Origin of the sequence: Phenylobacterium sp. (genome assembly GCF_004799515.1) — a bacterium.
Classification (GTDB): Bacteria; Pseudomonadota; Alphaproteobacteria; order Caulobacterales; family Caulobacteraceae; genus Phenylobacterium.
This window is the reverse complement of record NZ_SSMX01000002.1, coordinates 85,500-104,306: the sequence shown is the minus strand read 5'-3', so window position 1 is coordinate 104,306 and position 18,807 is coordinate 85,500. Positions and strand designations below refer to the sequence as shown.

Annotated in this window: 17 protein-coding genes; 10 read left to right on the top strand and 7 right to left on the bottom strand. The window is 70.8% G+C overall.

What is annotated here, in order from left to right; genetic code table 11:
• The first annotated feature begins 102 nt into the window (after positions 1–102).
• Genes E8A49_RS00610 through E8A49_RS00595 form a run of 4 tightly spaced genes read left to right on the top strand, consistent with a single transcriptional unit; the run spans position 103 to position 5,075 of the window.
• Positions 103–465: a BlaI/MecI/CopY family transcriptional regulator gene (locus tag E8A49_RS00610; RefSeq protein WP_293375255.1), complete on the top strand. Its 363-nt coding sequence runs from the start codon at positions 103–105 to the stop codon at positions 463–465.
• On the top strand, positions 462–2,333 hold the full coding sequence (locus tag E8A49_RS00605) for a TonB family protein (protein ID WP_293375252.1): 1,872 nt from the start codon (positions 462–464) through the stop codon (positions 2,331–2,333). Before E8A49_RS00610 ends, E8A49_RS00605 begins: the two co-directional genes overlap by 4 nt.
• 7 nt (positions 2,334–2,340) lie before the next feature.
• Positions 2,341–2,874, top strand: coding sequence for a hypothetical protein (locus tag E8A49_RS00600; protein ID WP_293375249.1), 534 nt, complete (start codon positions 2,341–2,343; stop codon positions 2,872–2,874).
• Positions 2,871–5,075: a TonB-dependent receptor gene (locus tag E8A49_RS00595; RefSeq protein ID WP_293375246.1), complete on the top strand. Its 2,205-nt coding sequence runs from the start codon at positions 2,871–2,873 to the stop codon at positions 5,073–5,075. Before E8A49_RS00600 ends, E8A49_RS00595 begins: the two co-directional genes overlap by 4 nt.
• 9 nt (positions 5,076–5,084) lie before the next feature.
• Here E8A49_RS00595 and recO read toward each other — a convergent pair whose 3' ends face one another.
• Positions 5,085–5,816: a DNA repair protein RecO gene (gene recO / locus E8A49_RS00590; protein WP_293375243.1), complete on the bottom strand. Its 732-nt coding sequence runs from the start codon at positions 5,814–5,816 to the stop codon at positions 5,085–5,087.
• A gap of 201 nt (positions 5,817–6,017) precedes the next feature.
• Here recO and E8A49_RS00585 point away from each other — a divergent pair, with 201 nt between their 5' ends.
• Entirely contained in the window at positions 6,018–7,637 is a 1,620-nt protein-coding gene (locus E8A49_RS00585; protein WP_293375240.1) for a M20/M25/M40 family metallo-hydrolase, read from the top strand.
• A 127-nt stretch (positions 7,638–7,764) separates the two neighbouring features.
• Here the strand turns inward: E8A49_RS00585 and era are convergent, their stop codons facing one another.
• From era to lepB, 3 genes are read right to left on the bottom strand one after another with little or no spacing between them, the layout of a single operon-like run.
• On the bottom strand, positions 7,765–8,697 hold the full coding sequence (gene era, locus E8A49_RS00580; protein ID WP_293375237.1) for a GTPase Era: 933 nt from the start codon (positions 8,695–8,697) through the stop codon (positions 7,765–7,767).
• On the bottom strand, positions 8,694–9,440 hold the full coding sequence (gene rnc, locus E8A49_RS00575) for a ribonuclease III (protein ID WP_293375235.1): 747 nt from the start codon (positions 9,438–9,440) through the stop codon (positions 8,694–8,696). Before rnc ends, era begins: the two co-directional genes overlap by 4 nt.
• Positions 9,440–10,222, bottom strand: coding sequence for a signal peptidase I (gene lepB, locus E8A49_RS00570; protein WP_293375232.1), 783 nt, complete (start codon positions 10,220–10,222; stop codon positions 9,440–9,442). The genes rnc and lepB overlap by 1 nt, the downstream gene beginning before the upstream one ends.
• 150 nt (positions 10,223–10,372) lie before the next feature.
• Here lepB and E8A49_RS00565 point away from each other — a divergent pair, with 150 nt between their 5' ends.
• The gene (locus E8A49_RS00565; protein ID WP_293375230.1) at positions 10,373–11,905 is read left to right on the top strand and encodes a tetratricopeptide repeat protein; all 1,533 of its coding nucleotides are present in this window, start codon (positions 10,373–10,375) and stop codon (positions 11,903–11,905) included.
• A gap of 258 nt (positions 11,906–12,163) precedes the next feature.
• Complete coding sequence (locus E8A49_RS00560) at positions 12,164–12,478, top strand: hypothetical protein (RefSeq protein ID WP_293375227.1); 315 nt, start codon at positions 12,164–12,166, stop codon at positions 12,476–12,478.
• 24 nt (positions 12,479–12,502) lie between these two features.
• Here the strand turns inward: E8A49_RS00560 and acpS are convergent, their stop codons facing one another.
• From acpS to pyrE, 3 genes are all read right to left on the bottom strand, one after another.
• Positions 12,503–12,901, bottom strand: coding sequence for a holo-ACP synthase (gene acpS / locus E8A49_RS00555; RefSeq protein ID WP_293375224.1), 399 nt, complete (start codon positions 12,899–12,901; stop codon positions 12,503–12,505).
• Positions 12,898–13,656, bottom strand: coding sequence for a pyridoxine 5'-phosphate synthase (locus E8A49_RS00550; RefSeq protein ID WP_293375221.1), 759 nt, complete (start codon positions 13,654–13,656; stop codon positions 12,898–12,900). The genes acpS and E8A49_RS00550 overlap by 4 nt, the downstream gene beginning before the upstream one ends.
• 157 nt (positions 13,657–13,813) lie before the next feature.
• Entirely contained in the window at positions 13,814–14,398 is a 585-nt protein-coding gene (gene pyrE / locus E8A49_RS00545; protein WP_293375218.1) for an orotate phosphoribosyltransferase, read from the bottom strand.
• 102 nt (positions 14,399–14,500) lie between these two features.
• Here pyrE and E8A49_RS00540 point away from each other — a divergent pair, with 102 nt between their 5' ends.
• From E8A49_RS00540 to E8A49_RS00530, 3 genes are all read left to right on the top strand, one after another.
• Complete coding sequence (locus E8A49_RS00540; protein ID WP_293375215.1) at positions 14,501–15,469, top strand: alpha/beta hydrolase; 969 nt, start codon at positions 14,501–14,503, stop codon at positions 15,467–15,469.
• 129 nt (positions 15,470–15,598) lie between these two features.
• The gene (locus E8A49_RS00535) at positions 15,599–17,296 is read left to right on the top strand and encodes a hypothetical protein (protein WP_293375212.1); all 1,698 of its coding nucleotides are present in this window, start codon (positions 15,599–15,601) and stop codon (positions 17,294–17,296) included.
• Between the two features lie 58 nt (positions 17,297–17,354).
• On the top strand, positions 17,355–18,758 hold the full coding sequence (locus E8A49_RS00530; RefSeq protein WP_293375209.1) for a peptide MFS transporter: 1,404 nt from the start codon (positions 17,355–17,357) through the stop codon (positions 18,756–18,758).
• Positions 18,759–18,807: the final 49 nt, after the last annotated feature.

Genomic DNA, 18,807 nt, shown 5'->3' with positions numbered 1-18,807 from the left:
TCCCTCGGATCGCGTCTTCGTGCGACCGGAGGATGACAAGGGTGGGGAGTTGACATCGACGTTTACCGGTGTAATCGATAGCCAACGATTACGGGTGTAAACATGAAGATCAGCACGGCCGAGAGCGTGGTCATGGGGGCGTTATGGGCGCGCGAGCCGCTCAGCGCGGAGGACATCGCCGCCGATGTGGCCGAAGGCCAGGGCTGGTCGGACGCCACGGTGAAGACCCTGATCAACCGCCTGCTCAACAAGGGCGCGATCGCCGCCGAGCGGGACGGGCGACGCTACCTCTACCGGCCGCTGGTGGCCCGCGAGGCCTATGTGGAGGCCGAGAGCCAGGGCCTGCTGGACCGGCTGTTCGACGGCAAGCTGGCGCCCCTGGTCAGCCATTTCTCGCAGACCGGGGCGCTGACGCCCGAGGACATCGCCGAGCTGAAGAAGCTGATCGAGGGGTTCGAGCCATGATCGAAACCATCCTGATGGGTCTCCTGAAAGCCAACCTGGCGGCCGCCGCGGCCGCGGTGCTGGCGCTGGCGCTGCGCAAGGCGGTGCGCGGACGGCTGGGCGCGCGGGCGGCCTACGCCCTGTGGCTCGCGCCGCTGCTGGCGGCGGTCGCGGTCCTGCTGCCGCACCCTGCGGCCAGCGTCGCCGCGGCGCCGGCGCTGGCGCCCGTGGTGGCGGAGGCCGAGACCGTGACGGACGAGTTCGTCGCCGCCGCGACCCCGGCGAGCGGTCCGGATGTCCCGGCCCTGCTGGTGGGGATCTGGATCGCGGGCGCCTTGGCGGCGGCGGGATTGCTGGCGCGGCGGCAGGCGCGGTTCGTGGCCTCGCTTGGGCGATTGGAGCCGCTGTCCGAGCCCGGCCTGTTCCGCGCCGAGCGGATCGGCGTGGGCCCGGCGGTGGTCGGCGTCCTGCGGCCCAAGGTCGTCGCGCCGGCCGACTTCGAGAGCCGCTACGCGCCGGGCGAGCGGGCCCTGATCCTGGCCCATGAGCGGGCGCACCTGCGCGCCCACGACGCCCTTGCCAACGCCGCGGCCTGCGCCGCCCAATGCCTCTGCTGGTTCAACCCGCTGGTCCATCTGGCCGCCCGGCTGGCGCGGGTGGACCAGGAGCTGGCCTGTGACGCGGCGGTGATTGGCCGCTTCCCCGACGCCCGGCGCACCTACGCCGAACTGCTGCTCAAGACCCAGCTCTTCACCCAGCCCCTGCCGCTCGGCTGCCACTGGCCGGCGGGCGCGGAACACCCGCTGAAGGAGCGGATCGCCATGCTGAAATCTCCCCTGCCCGCCCGCGCGGCCCGACGGCTAGGCGCCGCCGTGGCGTTCACCGCCTACGCCGCCGCCGCCGGCCTCGCCTGGGCCAGCCAGCCCGCGCCGAATGCGCCGCAGGCCATCGCGACGGCCGCGGACCTCGCCGCCATCCCCAACAACGGCCACCTCGAGCCAGAGGACGCCCGCAAGCTCTGGCGCCCGGGCCTGTCGTTCCTGTGCAAGCCCGACGAGAACCGCGAGCTGCACAACTGCCGCATGAGCCTCACGTCCTTCGAAGCCTCCTACACCGCCGCCGACGTGCAGCGCGAGTGGCCGACGCAAGCGAAGAAGGCCGGCCTCACCGGCTCGGTCACCCTGCAATGCTCGACGGACCTCGCCAAACAGCGGCTGGACCAGTGCGTCGGCTACCACTTCGAGGGCGCGGCCGAACGGCCCGGGCTGAAGGCCGCCTTCCAGCAGGCCGCCTTGCGGGTGATCGCGCACGTCCGGCTGAAGGCCAACCCGGGCCCGGACGTCACCCCCATGCCGCCGCGCGGCTTCTACATCGTCGAGTTCAGCAAACACCCGGCCATCCCCGGCGGGCCGCCCGCGAACCCGCCGACGACGCGCTTCCCGGACTTCCTGCCTGGCCCGCCGGCGAAGACCTCTATGGCGGCGCCCGCCGGAGCCAAGGTCGCCAGGACGCTGGCGAGCTACGCGCCGGCCGAGGGCCCGGCACGCCGGCCGGTCATCACCAAGCCGGACTGGATCGAGAAGCCGACCGGCGCGGACTTCGCCGAGTTCTATCCGAAGGCCGCGCTCGCCTCGAACACCGAAGGGCGCGCCACGCTCCACTGCAACGTCGTCGCGACCGGCGGTCTCGCGGACTGTGAGGTGAACGGCGAGGCGCCGCTGGGCCAGGGTTTCGGCGATGCGGCCTTGGCCATGGCGGCGAAATTCCAGATGAAGCCGCAGACCAGGGACGGCGCCCCGACATCCGGCGGCGAGATCAACATCCCGATCCGCTTCATACCCTCCAACCCGGAACCCGGTCAGCCGGCGCCTCCGCAGCCGGCCGTCTGAACCCTCCATGATCCAGTCCGACACGCCGCCCGCCCAGGCGGCGACGCCCCCGGCTGCCTCGGTGGTGGTGGTCGCGCGCGTCGACCGCTCCGCCGTTGTCGCCAGCCTCGACCTGCCGCTGACCCTCGCCAAGGGCGCGCGGCGCGAGGCGATGGTGGTGCGCCGCGCCCTGTTCTTCACGTCCTCGGTCGCGGTGGCGCGCCCGGCGGTGAGCGGTGCGGATGGCGCAAGCGACCGCTATCGCTGGACGCTCGCCGGCTATCTGCAGCGGCAATACTGCGTCCAGTCCCTGGCTGGCGTCTTCGCCTGCACCGCGCCCGACGTTGAGGCCCTGCCAGACAAGGCCAGCGGCGAGGCCCCGCTGGCCAAGCCGGACGACTTCCCGCTGGCCCAGGCCGCCGAGCAGCAGCTCACCGACAGCCTGAAGGCCCGCGCCGACGCGGTGTTCGCTGCCGACCGCCAGGCCGCCGTCGATCCCCTGCTCAAGGCCGCGGGCGTGAAGCCGCTGTCCGCGCCCGGCGCCGGCGTGGGCCGCAAATGATCCGGCGAGGTCTGCGGAAACTGCTGCTGGCCTGCCTCGCCGCCGCGGGCCCGGCCTTCGCCGATCCGCCCGTCCCCGGCGCGCCGCCCGCGAACCCTGCGGCGCCGGCTGAGAAGTCGGTGGACGAGGTGGTGGTCACCGCCCAGTCGCCGTCGCAGGACCGCGTGGAGATCGACCGGCGCAGCTACGCGGTCGGCAAGACCATCCAGGCCCAGTCCGGCACCGTCGCGGACCTGCTGCGCACGGTCCCCTCGGTGGGCGTGGACCTGCAGGGCAATGTCAGCCTGAGAGGCGACCAGAACGTCACCATCCTGGTCGACGGCAAGCCGGCCGGCGAGTTCAGCGGGGCCGCCCGGGGGACCGCGGTGCAGAGCCTGCCGGCCGACCGCTATGAGCGCGTGGAGGTGATCACCAACCCCTCGGCGGCCGATCAGGCGCAGGGCGGCGCCGGCATCATCAACCTGATCACCAAGCAGGCTCATAAGGCCGGCTATTCGGGCTCGGCCAAGGTCGGCGTCGGCGAACGGGGCCAGGCGATCGCCGGGATCACCGAGAGCTACAACACCGGCAAGCTCAGCCTGTCCGGCGACCTCAACTACCGCGGGCGCGACCCGGCCTCGGGCAAGATCACCGAGCAGATCGTCTCGCCGCTGGCGGCGGGCGGATCGCAGACGGAGCGTCAGGTCGACAGCTATGACGCGACGGTGAACAGCGTGGTGGCGCGCCTGGCCGCCGACTACGACCTCGACGACCGCACCCGCATCGGCGCGCGGCTGCAAGGCGTCACCGTCCGGCTGGGCCAGACCGGCGATGTGCTGGCGACGCTTTCAGGGGCCAGCGACGGCGCGTCCGACGCCATCCTCCGCCAGCGTTACGACGACCCCGTACGCGTCGACACGCGGCTGGCCGGCGCAAGTTTCCGGCGCAAGCTCGGCGACGACCAGGACCTGACCGTGGACCTGCGCACAACGCGCATGGCCGTTCGCTCCGACGGCGCCTACCAAGATGCGCCGGTCCTGCCGGCCGGGCCCGACAGCTTCGAGCTGTCGGCCAGCGCCCAGACCACCGACACGACGGAGATCAGGACCGACTACAAGGACCCCTCGTTCGCGGACGGCGAGCTCAAGCTGGGCTACGACGGCGCGATCACCACCGCCGACCTGTCGAAGATCTTCGGCGAGGGGCCGTCGCCCGGCGCCATCGCAGCCGACCCCACGCGCAGCGGCGCCTTCGCCTACCGCCTGGAGCTTAACGCCGCCTACGCCACCCTGCAGGAGCAGTTCGGCGACCTCAGCGTGCTGGCCGGCCTGCGGCTGGAGAACAGCCGCACCACCACCAGCCTCGCCGACGGGAGCGAGCGGCGCGAGAGCGACCTCCTCCAGGCCTTCCCGAGCCTGCACCTGTCCTATCCGCTGGGCGAGGACCGCACGGTCAGCGCCAGCTACAGCCGCCGCATCGACCGGCCCACGCCGGCGCAGCTCAGCCCGCTGATCACCTTCGGCAACCCGCAGGACCTCTACGGCGGCAACCCCGACCTTCGGCCGCAGGAGACCGATTCCTTCGAGGCGGCCTACGACGCGCACAAGGGCGCATCCTCCTTTTCCGCCACCCTGTTCTACCGCGAACTGCACAACGCCTTCACGCCCGTGGTGCTGGATCGGGGCGGCGGCGTCGTGCTGTTCACCGAGGATAATCTTGGCGAGGCTCGCAGGGCTGGGCTTTCTTTGGCGGGCGCCCGTGCGCTCACCTCGACGGTCAGCCTCAACGCCAGCGGCGAGGCCTATTGGATGGAGGTTCCGGCCAGCGCCTTGGGCCTGGGCGCGGCGAGGTCGGGCTATGTCGTGAGCGGGCGCGGGACGCTCAGTTGGTCGCCTACGGCCAGCGACGTCTTCCAGCTGAATGGGAGCCTGTCCGGCCGGACGATCACGCCGCAGGGGTCGCTGGGCGCCATCGGCCTCCTGAACCTCGGCTACCGCCGCAAGCTCACGCCGGCGCTGTTCCTGGTGGTCACGGCGCAGAACCTGCTCGACAGCAACCGCCAGACGATCGAATACGGCCTGCCGACGCTACTGGGTCGCCGCGTCCTGGACGGCGTGGGACGGACGGCGCTCGTCACCTTGACCTACAGCTTCGGTTCGGGCGCCCAGAAGGGCCACGACCCCAGCATCGACTACAGCTCGGGGCCGGCGCCGCCGCGGTAGGCCGAGCGCCTACAGCCGCCCCGCGTCGCTCAGCCTGTCCACCAGCCACAGCCGCGCCGGCGGCAGGGGGCGGTTGAGCGGGTTGAAGATGAAGGCTTCCAGGAAGTGGGCGGTGAGGTCGAGGCCGGCCTTCACGTCGCCGGGTTCGAGGCGCGACTGGGACGACAGGAGGAAGGGCGGCAAGGCCAGCATGCGGTCCTTGTACGGCTCGCCGGCGGCCCGGGAGACGGCGCGGCCGGTCTTGGGGCTGACATAGATCAGGTCGTCGGTGACGCCGGTGGCGGCGCACCGGGAAAGGTCGAGGCCGAAGCCGAGCTCGGCCAGCAAGCCGGCCTCGAAGCGCACGAAGACCGCCGGCCAGTCGTCGGTGAGCTCCAGCGACCGGCTGAGCGCCTCGAAGGCCAGGTAGGCGCCCGGATGCGGCTCGCGCTCCGGCAGCGCGCCGGCGGCGATGGCGGCGGCGGCGGCGAGGCCCGCCAGCGCCAGGGGATCGTCGAACAGGGCGGACGGCCCCTCGCCCACCGGCTCCAGGCTGGCCGAGCCCAGTTGGTCTGAGACCCGGGCGCGGTAGCGCGCGGTGACCGGGGCGCCGGCCTGCAGGAAGGGCTTCATCCGCCGCGACGCCCCGCCGGCCACGTGGGCGGCGTACTTGCCGTGGCTCGCGGTGAGCAGCTCGACAATAGCGCCGGCCTCGCCGTGGGCGCGGGCGGAGAGCACGAAGGCGTCGTCTTCGAATTCCATCACGCCGTCCTACCATCCTCCGACCATCCCGGCGAAAGCCGGGACCCATGCGACGGGTGGTGGCGCATCGGGTTGGAGGACCTGTCTCAGCTTGGATCCCGGCTTTCGCCGGGACGAGCGGGATGAGGGCGGCCGTGTGCGGCTTGTCTGGCGCCGGGGTTCGCCTTAGGCGTGTGGGCCTGGAGTCTTGAGGGGTTGGCGATGGTTCGGGTTCGGTGGGGGGCGCTGGCCCTGGCGGCGGGCGTGGCGGCGTGTGTCGTGGCGGCGGGACCGGCGATGGCGGCGGGCGTGGACGCCGAAACGATCAACAAGATCGCCGACCAGGGCTTCAACCACGGCGAGGTGGGCGACACGCTGGAATACCTCTCCGACCAGATCGGCGGGCGGATGACCAACTCGCCGGCCATGCGCAAGGCCGAGGCCTGGACGCAGGGGCAGTTCAAGGCCTGGGGCCTGAAGGACGTGCGCCTGCAGCCCTTCGAGTTTGGCCGCGGCTGGTGGATCGAGGCCTCCAGCGTGCGGATGACCGCGCCCCGGCCGATCATGCTGCGCGCTATCCCGGTGGCCTGGACGCCGCCGACCGCCGGACCGGTGAGCGCGCCGGTGATCGTGGCCCCGCTGCGCACCGCCCGCGACTTCGCCGCCTGGCGCGGCAAGCTGAAGGGCAAGATCGTGCTGACCTCGCTGCCCACCGCGCCGAAGGACGCGACCGGCGCCCCGTTCGAGCGGCTGACCGACGCCGAACTCGCCAAGCTGAACACCTATCAGCAGCCGAACTTCGATCCCGAAGCCGCCGCCCGCAACGCCGAGCGCCGCCAGTTCCGCACCCAGCTCGACGACTTCCTGGCCGAGGAAGGCGCGGTGGCCTGGGCCTCGATGTCGCGCAGCGACGACGGGACGGTCCATGGCGAGGGCTCCGGCTACAAGGTGGGCCAGACCCCGAAGCTGCCCGGCGTCGAGATCGCCGCCGAGGACTACCGCCGCCTGGCGCGCCTGGCCAAGACCGGCGAAGTGCGGCTGGAGATCGACTCCAAGGTCAACTTCGAGGACGCCGACACCAAGGCCAACAACATCCTGGCCGACATCCCGGGCTCCGATCCCAAGGCCGGCTACGTCATGGCCGGCGCCCACCTGGACAGCTGGGTGGCCGGCGACGGGGCGACCGACAACGGCGCGGGCTCGGCGGTGGTGATGGAGGCCGCGCGAATCCTGGCGGCCCTGCACGTGAAGCCCAAGCGCGGCATCCGCTTCGCCCTTTGGGCCGGCGAGGAAGAGGGCCTCCTGGGCTCCTACGCCTACGTCGACCAGGTCCTGGCGCACCGGCCGGTCGATCCGAAGTACGCCAACCTCGGTCCCTATTACACCTCCGACAGCTATCCGATCACCACCCTGCCCGGCTTCAACGACCTGCAGGGCTACTTCAACATCGACAACGGGTCGGGGAAGATCCGCGGCGTGTTCGCCGAGGGCAATTTCGCCGCCGCCCCGATGCTGAAGGAGTGGCTGGCGCCCTTCGCGAGCCTGGGCGCCACGACCGTCGTGGCCGAACCCACCGGGTCCACCGACCACGTCTTCATGGTCAAGCTGGGACTGCCGGCGTTCCAGTTCATCCAGGACCCGCTGGACTACGAATCGACCACCCACCACACCAACCTGGACACCTTCGACCACGTGCGCACCGAAGACCTGCGCCAGGCGGCGGTGATCCTGGCCAGCCTGCTGCTGGACGCGGCCGACAGCGACAAGCCGCTGCCGCGCAACGTGCTGCCGACCCAGCCGAAGGCGACGGACGCATTCAAGTACGCGGAGCCGAATCCCTAAGCATCGTCATCCTTCGGTCACGCGAAGACGCGATCCGGGGACCCAAGCGGCCTCGCCGCTTCTTGCAACTCAGCTCGGTCCCCCGGATCAGCCTGTGGCTGACCGGAGGATGACGGATTGGGGTGGGCTACGCGTCGAAGTCCAGGCCGACGTCGCCGTAGAACTCGCGCTTGTCGGCCCAGCGTTCGTCGACCTTGACGGTCAGGAACAGGTGGACCTTGCGGTCGAGGAGTTCGGTGAGCTCCTCGCGGGCCTTCTGGCCGATCCATTTCAGGGTCTGGCCGCCCTTGCCGAGCAGGATCGGGCGCTGGCTTTCACGTTCGACGTAGATGGTCTGCTCGATGCGGGCCGAGCCGTCGGCGCGTTCCTCGAAGGCGGTGGTCTCCACGGCGGCGGCGTAGGGAAGCTCCTCGTGGACCCGCAGGTAGAGCTTCTCGCGGGTGATCTCGGCGGCCAGGAGGCGCGCGGGGATGTCGGCGGTCTGCTCGGCGGGATAGAACCAGGGGTTCTCCGGCATCAGCTCGGCCAAGCGCCGCTTCAGGTCGTCGACGCCCGAGCCGTCGGCGGCGGAGATCATGAAGACTTCCGAATAGACCCCTGTGTCGTAAAGCCTTTTCGACAGGCCGAGCAGGGTGTCGCGCTTCATGCCGTCGATCTTGTTCAGCGCCAGGATCGCCTGTTTGCCGCTGGTCTTCAGGCCCTCGACAATGGACTCCACGTCCACAGCGGCGCGGCGGTCGGCGGCCTTGGCGCCCTCGCCCGCGGCGGCCAGTTCGGCCACGGAATCCACCAGATGGACGATGACGTCGGCATCCTGCGCTCCGCCCCAGGCGGCGCGGATCATGGCGCGGTCGAGCTTGCGGCGCGGCTGGAAGATGCCGGGCGTGTCGACCAGCACGATCTGCGCCTCGCCCTCCATGGCGACGCCGCGCACCGGGAAGCGGGTGGTCTGCACCTTCTGGGTGACGATGGAGACCTTGGCCCCGACCAGCCGGTTGGTGAGCGTAGACTTGCCCGCGTTGGGGGCGCCGATCACGGCGGCGAATCCTGCGCGGGTCATAGGCGGGTGTCCGAAGGTTGGGCGTCTGAGGTTGCGATGGCGGCGGGTTCCGGGTTGTCGTGTTTCGCGAGCATAAGTTGGGCGGCGGCCTTCTCGGCGTCCTGGCGCGAGCGGCCCTGGCCGCGTTCGGCCGGATAGCCCTCGACGGCGACGGCGACGGTGAAGCGCGGCGCATGGTCCGGCCCGTCGCGGGCCACCAGCTCATAGGCCGGCAGCGGCAGGCCGCGGCCTTGCGCCCATTCCTGCAGCTGGGTCTTGGGGTCCTTGGCGCGCGGCTCGTCCAGGTGGGCGAACTCGTCGGCCCAGAACTTGAGGAAGAAGCCCCGCGCCGTCTCCAGCCCGCCGTCGATGTAGAGGGCCGCGATCAGCGCCTCGCAGGCGTCGCCCAGCACCGCGTCGGACTCCCGCGCGCCGACCTTGGTGGCGCTGGCGGAGAGGCGCAGGGCGTCCGGCAGGCCGCAGGCCCGGGCGGCGCGGGAGCAGGCGTGGTAGTTCACCAGCCCCGCCATGCGGCGCGACATCTCCCCTTCCCGCGCGTCGGGATCGAGCGCCATCAGACGCTCGGCCGCGCAGAGGTTCAGCACCCGGTCGCCGAGGAACTCCAGCCGCTCGTTGTGGCGCACGGCCTTGGCCCCGTCGCCGACGCTGGCGTGGGTCAGCGCCCGCTCCAGGAGATCGCGGTCGGCGAAGGTGTGGCCTATGCGGCGTTCCAGTTCAGCGATCGCGGCTGTGCGCGTGTTCATCACTGCAGCAGGTTGAAGAACCGCTTGGGCTGCAGGTTCATGACCCAGGTCCAGGGCTTGAAGATCGAGGCGCCCTTGGACCAGGACAGAAGGATGATCTGCGCCTTGCCCTCGAGGTTCTCCGCCGGGACGTAGCCCACCCCGCCGGCCTCGGGCGAGACGCGGCTGTCGGAGGAGTTGTCGCGGTTGTCGCCCATCATGAAGTAGTGGCCCTCGGGGACCAGGTACTCGTCGGTGTTATCGAGGTCGCCGTCGGGACCGAAGTCGTTGGTCATGAAGGTCTTCCCGCCCGGAAGCGTCTCCTGGTAGCGGGTGACGTCGTGCATGAAGCCGTAGCCGCTGTCCTCGCGGAAGGTGCCCTTGGCCACGCGCGGCACCTGCACCCCGTTCAGGTAGAGCAGGCCGTGCTTCATCTGGATGCGGTCGCCGGGGATGCCGATGATGCGCTTGATGTAGTCCACGTGCGGGTCGTGCGGCAGGGCGAAGACCACGATGTCGCCGCGGTGCGCCTTCTGCTCCAGCAGCCGGCCATGGAACAGCGGCGGGGCGAACGGGATCGAGTACTTCGAATAGCCGTAGGTCCACTTGGACACGATGATGTAGTCGCCCTCGTAGAGGTTGGGCTCCATCGACGCCGAGGGGATGGTGTAGGGCTGGAAGAACAGGACGCGCAGGAAGAGCGCGATCAGCAGGGCGTAGACGACCGTCTTCACGATCTCGACGATCTCGGCCATCGCGCCGGATTTCTCGGGGGGCGCGCTCGCCTGGGTGCTGTCGCTCATAGAGGGTCCTTGGTGTCTCGCCCGCCGTCGCGGACGGGCCGTTGCTACGCGTTGCGCCGCCCGCGAGCAAGTTCCGTGCCCTGCCGAGCCGCGCGGGAAGTGTCGCAGGCCGGGGCAGACGCGACTCTGCGGCGTCGGTAGATAGGAGCGATGCCGTCCGCACCCTCCGCGCGCGTCGAAGCCGCCCTGGCTGAGGGCCGGGCCCTGGAGCAGGCCGGCGACCTGGCCGGGGCGATCGGCGCCTATGAGACGGCGCTGGGCGCGGCGCCGGACGATGCGGAGCTGCTGGCGGCGCTGGCCGGCCTGGCGGGGCGGATGGGCTCGCACGCGGCGGCGGCGGGCCTCTGGGCGAAGGTGGCGGCGCTGGAGCCCGGGCGGCTGGAGGCGGTGGACGGCCGCGCCCGCGCCCTGCGCGAACTGGGCCAGTTCGACGAGGCGGTGGGCCTGCTGCGCCAGGCCCTGTTGGCCAATCCCGGCGAGGCCCGGCTGTGGAACAGCCTTGGCGTGGCCCTGACCCAGGACAGCCAGGCGGCGCTGGCCATCACCTTCCTGGACGAGGCGATCCGGCTGGACCCGCGCCACGCCACGGCGCTCTACAACCGCGGCAACGCCCGCTTCGACCTGGGCGAGCTGGCGGCGGCGGCCGCGGACTTCGCGGCGGCCGCGCGCTGGGCCGTGAAGCCCTCGGACGCGGCGATGATCGCGTTCGCGCGGGCGACGCTCTTGCTGGCGCAGGGCGACTTGGCCTTAGGCTGGGACGCCTATGAGGCCCGCCTCTCCCCCGACCTGGCCGATCCCCTGACCTTCGAGGTCCCCGGCGCGCGCTGGACGCCGGAGGCGGCGCTGGAGGGCAAGCGTCTGCTGGTGGTCGCCGAGCAGGGCCTGGGCGACGAGCTGATGTTCGCCAATGTCCTGCCCGACGTGGCGGCCGCGCTCGGGCCGCAGGGCCGCCTCAGCCTGGCGGTCGAGCCCAGGCTGGTCAGCCTGTTCCAGCGCAGTTTCCCGGATGCGCAGGTCAGCGCCTACGCCACCGAGCGTCGGCCGGCGGGACCGCTGCGCCGCGCCCCCAGCGTCGCGGGGCCGATCGACCTCTGGGCGCCGATGGGCTCGCTGTTGCGCCGGTTCCGGCGGCGGCTGGCGGACTTCCCGTCCACGTCCGGCTATCTGATGCCGGACCCGGCGCGGGTCGCGCATTGGCGCGGCTGGCTGGGCGACGGCGCGCCGGCGATCGGGATCAGTTGGCGCAGCGGCAAGGCCACGGGCGACCGGCGCCGGTTTTATCCGCCGGCGGAGCTGTGGGTCCCGCTGCTGGCGACGCCAGGGATGCGGTTCGTGAACCTGCAGTACGGGGACTGCGCCGCGGAGCTGGCGGCGTTCCGGGCCGCCGGCGCCACGATCCTGGAGCCGCCGGGGATCGACCTGAAGCAGGACATCGACGATCTGGCGGCGCTTTGCGCGGCGCTGGACCTGGCGGTCAGCGTGGGCAACGCCACCGCCGCCCTGGCCGGCGCGAGCGGCGCCGAACTGGCGCTGATCGGCGCGCCGGCGAGCTGGCCACGGCTGGGAACCGATGACTATCCGTGGGCGCCGCAGGTCCAGGTGTTGATCGCCCCGGGGTTCGGCGCGTGGGAACCGGTCATGGCGCAGGCCACAGCCCTGGCGGCAGGGCGCGCCCGACCCTGAGGCGCAGCGCGGCGCGCCCGACGCGCCAAGTTTTCTCGATATGTTCTCGAGTCAATAATCGCGATGTGACAATTTTTGCGCGGCAACTGAGAGTCTTCATTCATTACAATTCGCTCGAATATTTTCTGTCGAAAATAACAAGCTCTACCATATGCCGATTTCGTGACGGACCTGCGAAATAAATATTGGAACTCGACTCGAAGACGTGGGTTGGAGATTCGCCGGGGATTGCGGCTATCTGCGTCGGAGGGACACAAAATGCTCAAAATGATGCTTGTGGCCAGCGTGGCCGGGCTGTTGCTGGCCGGGTCGGCGAGCGCCCAGAAGCTCGACGCCAACGGGCGTTGCCATGACGCCAAGGGCCAGTTCGCCAAGGCTGAAGTCTGCGGCGGCGCTTCGGCCAAGGCCGCGCCCACCAAGTCGGCGATGGCCAAGGCCCCCGCCAAGGGCGCGGCGTCGGCCACTGCGGCGGCCGCGCCGGCTTCGGCCGTCGCCAAGGCCAAGTCCGGGAAGTGCAAGGACGCCAAGGGAAAATTCGCCAAATGCGACGCGCCGGGAGCCCATCCGGCCTGACGCGAACCCTCGCTTAGACGGCGATCACTCCGGCAGGGCCTCGATGATCACGAAGGCCTGGGCGTAGGGGTGGTCGTCGGTGAGGCTCAGGTGGATCGCCGGGCGGCAGCCGGGCGGCATGATCTCCAGCAGGCGGGCCTGGGCGCCGCCGGTCAGCGCCATGGTCGGCTGTCCCGAGCGCAGGTTGACCACCCCCATGTCGCGCCAGAAGACGCCGCGGCGCATGCCGGTGCCCAGCGCCTTGGCGCAGGCCTCCTTGGCGGCGAAGCGCTTGGCATAGGAGGCAGCGCGGTCGGCCTTGCGCTCGGAACGGACGCGCTCCAGCTCGGTGAAAATGCGGTTCGTGAAGCGCTCGCCGTGGCGCTCCAGGGTCTTCTCGATCCGGCGGATGTCGGAGAGGTCGGAGCCGATGCCGACGATCATGCGGCCCGCACGGACCGGGCTTCGTCCATCAGGGCGCGCATCCGCTGGATCGCAGGACCGAGGCCGATGAAGATCGCCTCGCCGATCAGGAAGTGGCCGATGTTGAGCTCCATCAGTTCCGGGATGGCGGCGACGGGCCCGACCGTCTCGTAGTCGATGCCGTGGCCGGCGTGGACCTCCAGACCCAGGCGGTGGGCCTCGGCGGCGGCCCGGCGCAGGCCATCGAGCAGATGGTCGGCCTCGGGGCGGCGTTCGCGCACCGCCTGGCAGTAGGCGCCGGTGTGCAGCTCCACCACCTGGGCCCCGGCGGACTTCGACGCGGCCACCTGGGCGAGGTCGGCGTCGATGAAGCAGGAGACGCGGATGCCGGCGTCGACGAGCTTTTGCACCACGGGGGCGATCGAGTTGTGGCCCTTGACCACGTCGAGGCCGCCCTCGGTGGTGACCTCCTCGCGCCGCTCCGGCACCAGGCAGGCGGCGTGCGGCCGGTGGGCGAGCGCAATGGCCTCCATCTCCGGCGTCACCGCCATCTCGAGGTTCAGCGGCCGGCCGCGGCGGCGGCAGATGACGGCCAGCGAATCGATGTCGGCGTCGGAGATGTGGCGGCGGTCCTCGCGCAGGTGGGCGGTGATCCCATCGGCCCCGGCGGCCAGCGCCATTTCCGCGGCCCGCACCGGGTCGGGATAGCCCTCGCCGCGGGCGTTCCGCACCGTGGCCACGTGGTCGATGTTCACGCCGAGCCTGAGCTTGCTCATAACCAACACCCCTTGGTGTCATCCCGGAAAGCGCGGCAGCGCTTGTCCGGGACCCATAGACTCAAATCCAAATGGGTTCGCAAGACGGCGCTGCAACCGGAAACGCCGCGCGTCTGGGTCCCGGACAGCCGCTGCGCGGCTTCCGGGATGACGAGAGCTAGGCCTTCAACCGCTTCGAGCCCGGCTCCTCCGCCGGGATGGCGGCCAGTTCCGGGGGGATTTCGTCAGGGGCGTAGGAGGGGACGTCGACGGTGGCGAGCGCCACCAGGGGGAAGCCCACATCCGCCTTGCCGCCGGAACGGTCGACGATGCAGGCGCAGCAGAGCACTTCGCCGCCGGCCTCGGCGATCGGCTGGACCGCCTCGCGGAACGAGCCGCCGGTGGTGATGACATCCTCGATCACGACGACCTTGGCGCCCTTCTCGATCTTGAAGGCGCGGCGCAGGCGGAAGGCGCCGTCCTCACGCTCCACATAGAGCGCCGGCACGCCCAGCCAGCGGGCGGTCTCATAGCCCGGGATGATCGCGCCCACCGCCGGCGAGACGATGACGTCGGGCTTGCCAACCGCCGCCTCGATCTTCTCGGCCAGGGCCTTGCAGAGCCGCGCGGTGCGCTCGGGGAACTGGAAGACCAGGTTCTTCTGCAGGAACATGGGCGAATGCCGGCCCGAAGCTAGGATGAAGTGGCCTTCGCGCAAGGCGCCGGCGCCGCGGAATTCGTCGAGGACCTGTTCGGTGTTCATGGCCGCTGGATAGCCCGGTTTCGCGGACTTGCGAAGATGGCGGCGGAGGCGCGCGACGGGGCGCGGTTGCAGCTGTGCGAATCACGGCCTTAGGTGGGGCCCATGCGCAGGGTTTTGATCCGGATGCTGCTCGCCGTTGTCCTCGCCGTCGCCGCCTGGATCGCCGCCGGCGCGGTGATCGCGGCTGTAGCCGGACCGTTCAAGCCGGCCGGGACCTATGTGGACATCGGCGGGCGAAGGCTGCGGCTGGTCTGCGCCGGGCCGCCAGCCGGTCCTACGCCCACCGTCTGGTTTGAACCGGGCGCGTTCGGCCTGGCGGCCGACTTCGCGGCGATCCAGGAGAAGCTGACCGCCAAGGGCCTGCGCTCTTGCGCCTACGACCGCGCCGGCATGGGCTGGTCCGACCCGGGCCCGCATCCGCGTGATGCGCAGACCATCACCGAGGACCTGGAGAAGCTGATCGCCGCCTCGGGCGAGCGTGGGCCGTTCATCCTGGTGGGCCACTCAATGGCCGGGCTCTATGTGCGGATGTTCGCCGGGCGCAATCCGGACAAGGTGGCGGGCCTGGTCCTGATCGAGGCCACCACGCCCGAGCAGATCGACAGTCCAGGGACCGAGAAATTCATCGGCGCCTTCACCACGCTGTCGAAGGTGGCGGCGGTGTCGGCGAGCGTGGGCGCCACCCTGCCCCTCTACTGGCCGGCCGGCGACCGCATCGGCCTGCCGCCGCAGGGCAGCGCGGAGAAACGCCATGCCTATGTCTCGGGCCACCACGCCCGCACCGCCGCCGAGGAGGTGGAGAACTGGGGCCGCAGCGCCCATGAGGCCGAAGCCGTCGCCCCCTACGACCCCAACTGGCCCGTCTCCGTAATCGTTGTCGACCGTGGCGAGGGCGACAATCCCGCCGACCCGCGCCGCGCGCCCGAACGGGCCGCCAAGTTCGGGACCTTCGAGGCGGTCAAGGGCGCCTCGCACACCACCATCCTGGGCGAGACCTATGGGGACAGCGCCGTACGCGGCGTCGAGTTCGTCCTGGCCCACCTGCCCGCCCCCGCCGCGACGGGGCGCTGAGTCGCCCTACGGGTCCCGATCGACAACCATTGATATCTTTCCGCGCGCAGCGATTGTGACTGTTGTGATTGTGTCTCGATTGTCGTGATAGTCTCCGGAGTGTTTCACCAGACGCCTAGCGGGCATCGCGTGTCTATCCAGCGTATCGGACTTATCGCCGCCGCCGCGGTGACCCTGGCGATCCTTGGCTTCTACGCCAGCCGGCTAGCCATGCCCCAGCCGATCTTCGCCGGCGACGAGGCGACCTATCTGATCCGAGCGATGTATGCGCCAGCCCAGGTGGCGCGCTACCCGGCGGTGGCGGCGGTGAGCAACGGTCTCGATTTCAGCGTGATCCGGGCGCTCTACTACCTGGGCGCGCCGCTGGTGGTCGGCGACCGGATGGTCAACGCTGCGGCCTATCTGGCGGGCCTGCTACTGGTCTGGCAGGCGAGCGTGCGAGGACTGCCGCGCCGCGACCAGGCGACGATGGCCCTGATTGCGCTCGCCTTCCCCTACTACCGCTTCGCCTTTTCCGACCTGGCCGAGGGGCTGTTCGTGGGCGTGCTGGCGCTCTTCTGCCTGGCGACCGGGCGCTGGATGCGCAGCCGGCCCATGGTCCATGCCGCCGTGGCCGGGGCGATCGGCGCGGCGCTGGTGCTTGTCAAGCCGACCGGGATCGCCGAAGTGGGCGCGCTCGCGACGGTGATGATCCTCGACACCGCGGTCCTCGACCCGCGTGACGCCACCGCGTGGCGGCGGCTGCCCTTGCGGCTGGCGTTGTTCGCCACGGCCTTCTTCACCGTTGGCAACCTCATCCAGTGGGCCGCCGAGGAGCACAGCGCCAGCGCCTGGACATTCTTTGTCGGCGCCTTCTACGGCGCGGCGCTTGGCCAGGCGCGGGCGTCGGAGGGCTGGGCCATGGCGGCGTTCGGCCTGGCGGCGATGGTCTCGTCGGTGGCCCTGCTGGCCGGCGCCCCCCTGACGATCGGCCTCGCGGAGGTCTGGAGCGGCTGGCGCGCCCAGTCCGGGCGGTTCAAGCCCGACGGGCGGCAACTGGTGTTCCTGATGCTGGCGCTGTCCATGGCCGCAACCCTGGCGATGACCGCGCTCTTCGTGCGCGAGGTCACCGGCGATCCGCACGAGATCCAGCACCTGTTCGGCCGCTACTTCGAATTCCTGATTCCGCTGCTGTGGCTGGCCGCCGCGCCGCCGCTGGTCCGGCCGCTGGGAGGGCGCCTGGCGTTTGCCTGCGCCGGGGTGATGCTGGCGGGGCTGGCGGGCCTGCTGGCCTGCTTCCGCGCCGGGGAAACGGTCTTTCCCTGGGACGCCGCCAGTCTGCTGGCCTTCTTCCACCCCGATCCGGTGCGGGCCAACCTGGGGACGAGCATCCCCTATCAGGCGCTGGCGGCGGCGGCTGGCGTCGCGGCGGCGGCTATCGTGGCGCTGCGGCGGCGCGTAGCGGCGGCGGGGCTCGGCCTCTTCCTGGCGCTCGGCGTACTGTCGACCTATCTGGACCACAGCTGGCTGGGCCCGCTGGTGGCGGAGCGCGCCGCCTTGGACCGCGACCTGCATGAGATCCACGCCGCCCTGCCGCCGCAGGGCGACATCCTGCTGCTGGCCAAGGAGGTCAATGAGGCCCACCTGGTCTTCCTGGGCCTGGAGGCGCGGCCTTGGGTGGAATTCGGCCCGTCCGGCCCGGCGGCGGCCTATGCGCTGGCCACCTCGGCCGCGGTGGTGGTGACCGGCCCCGAAACGCCCCCCGGCGGCCCCTGGCGGCGCACCGTCAAGGGCGAGCGGCTGTCGCTGTTCCGCCGCGCCGATTCCGCGGGCAGCACGGCGCCTTAGGGCGCGCCTCCGAGGATCGCCTCTTGCGGCGAAGGTTGCGGCCTGAAAGCCTGCGGCCATGGCGCTCGCCGAAACCGAGATCCCCCTCGCGCCGGAGGCCGCCCCGCCGGCCGCCGGGGACCGCGGCTTCGCGGGCCACCCGCCGGGCCTGGCCTATCTCAGCTTCATGGAGGCCTTCGAGCGGTTCTCCTTCTACGGCATGCAGGCGCTCCTGGTGCTCTACATGACCAGCCAGCTGCTCACGCCCGGGCATGTGGAGCATGTGGCCGGATTCGGCGCCTTCCACGCCCTCTTGCAGACGGTGTTCGGGCCGATGAGCCCGCAGGCCACGGCCTCGGAGGTGTTCGGCCTCTACGCCGGGCTCTGCTCGCTGACCCCGGTATTCGGTGGCCTGATCGGCGACCAGGTGCTGGGCCAGAAGCGATCAGTGCTGGTCGGCGGGACGATGATGGCGGCCGGCCACTTCCTGATGGCCTTCGAGGGGCCGTTCCTGCTGGCGCTCGCCCTGCTGATCCTCGGCTGCGGCCTCTTGAAGGGGAACATCTCCGCGCAGGTCGGCAACCTCTACCGCGGCGCGGACCGCAGACGCGCCGACGCCTTCCAGCTCTTCTACATGGCCGCCAACGTGGGCGTGTTCTCCGCGCCTCTGGTGTGCGGCACCCTGGGCGAGGTCGTGGGCTGGCACTGGGGCTTCGGCGCGGCCGGGGTCGGCATGCTGATCAGCCTGGGAATCTACCTGGCCGGCTACAGCCGCCTGCCCCCCGACACCCTGCCGCCGAAGGGCGCGCCCCGCCGCGCCGAGGCCGCGCGGCTGACGGCTCAGGACCTACCGGTGCTGGCGGCCATGGGCGTGCTCCTGGCGGTGATCGCCCTGTTCTGGATCGCCAACGGCGAGGTGCTGAACGCCTACATGATCTGGGCCAGGAGCCACCTCGACCGGCGGATCGGCGGCTTCGTCCTGCCGATCACCTGGCTGCAGTCTGTGAGCGCCATCGTCGGCATCACGCTCGCGCCCGTGTTGATCGGCCTGTGGAGCGTCCAGGCCCGGCGCGGGGCCGAGCCCTCGGCGCTCGGCAAGATGGCCACCGGCTGCGGCCTGGCGGTGAGCGCCTACGCCCTTCTGGCCCTGGCCTGCGCGGTGAGCGGACCCACGAAGGTGGCGCTGGTCTGGGTGCTGGGCTTCCACCTGATGATCCAGACGGCCTACCTGTTCGTCTATCCGATCGGCATGGCGCTGTTCTCGCGGGCCGCGCCGCCGGCGATCAATTCGTTGATGATTGGCGTCTATTTCCTGTCGGTGTTCGCTGGCTCCCTGCTGGTGGGCTGGGTCGGCCAGTTCTACGAACGGATGCGTCCAGAAGCCTTCTGGCTGCTGCACTGCGCCGCAGCCGGCCTGGGTGGGCTGATCATCCTGGCGCTCTGGAAGCCCCTCAGCCGGGCTTTCGTGGTCAAAATTATTTAACCGTCGATCTTAACTGGTCCGAAGACACCATCGTTTACAGCCTAAGCCG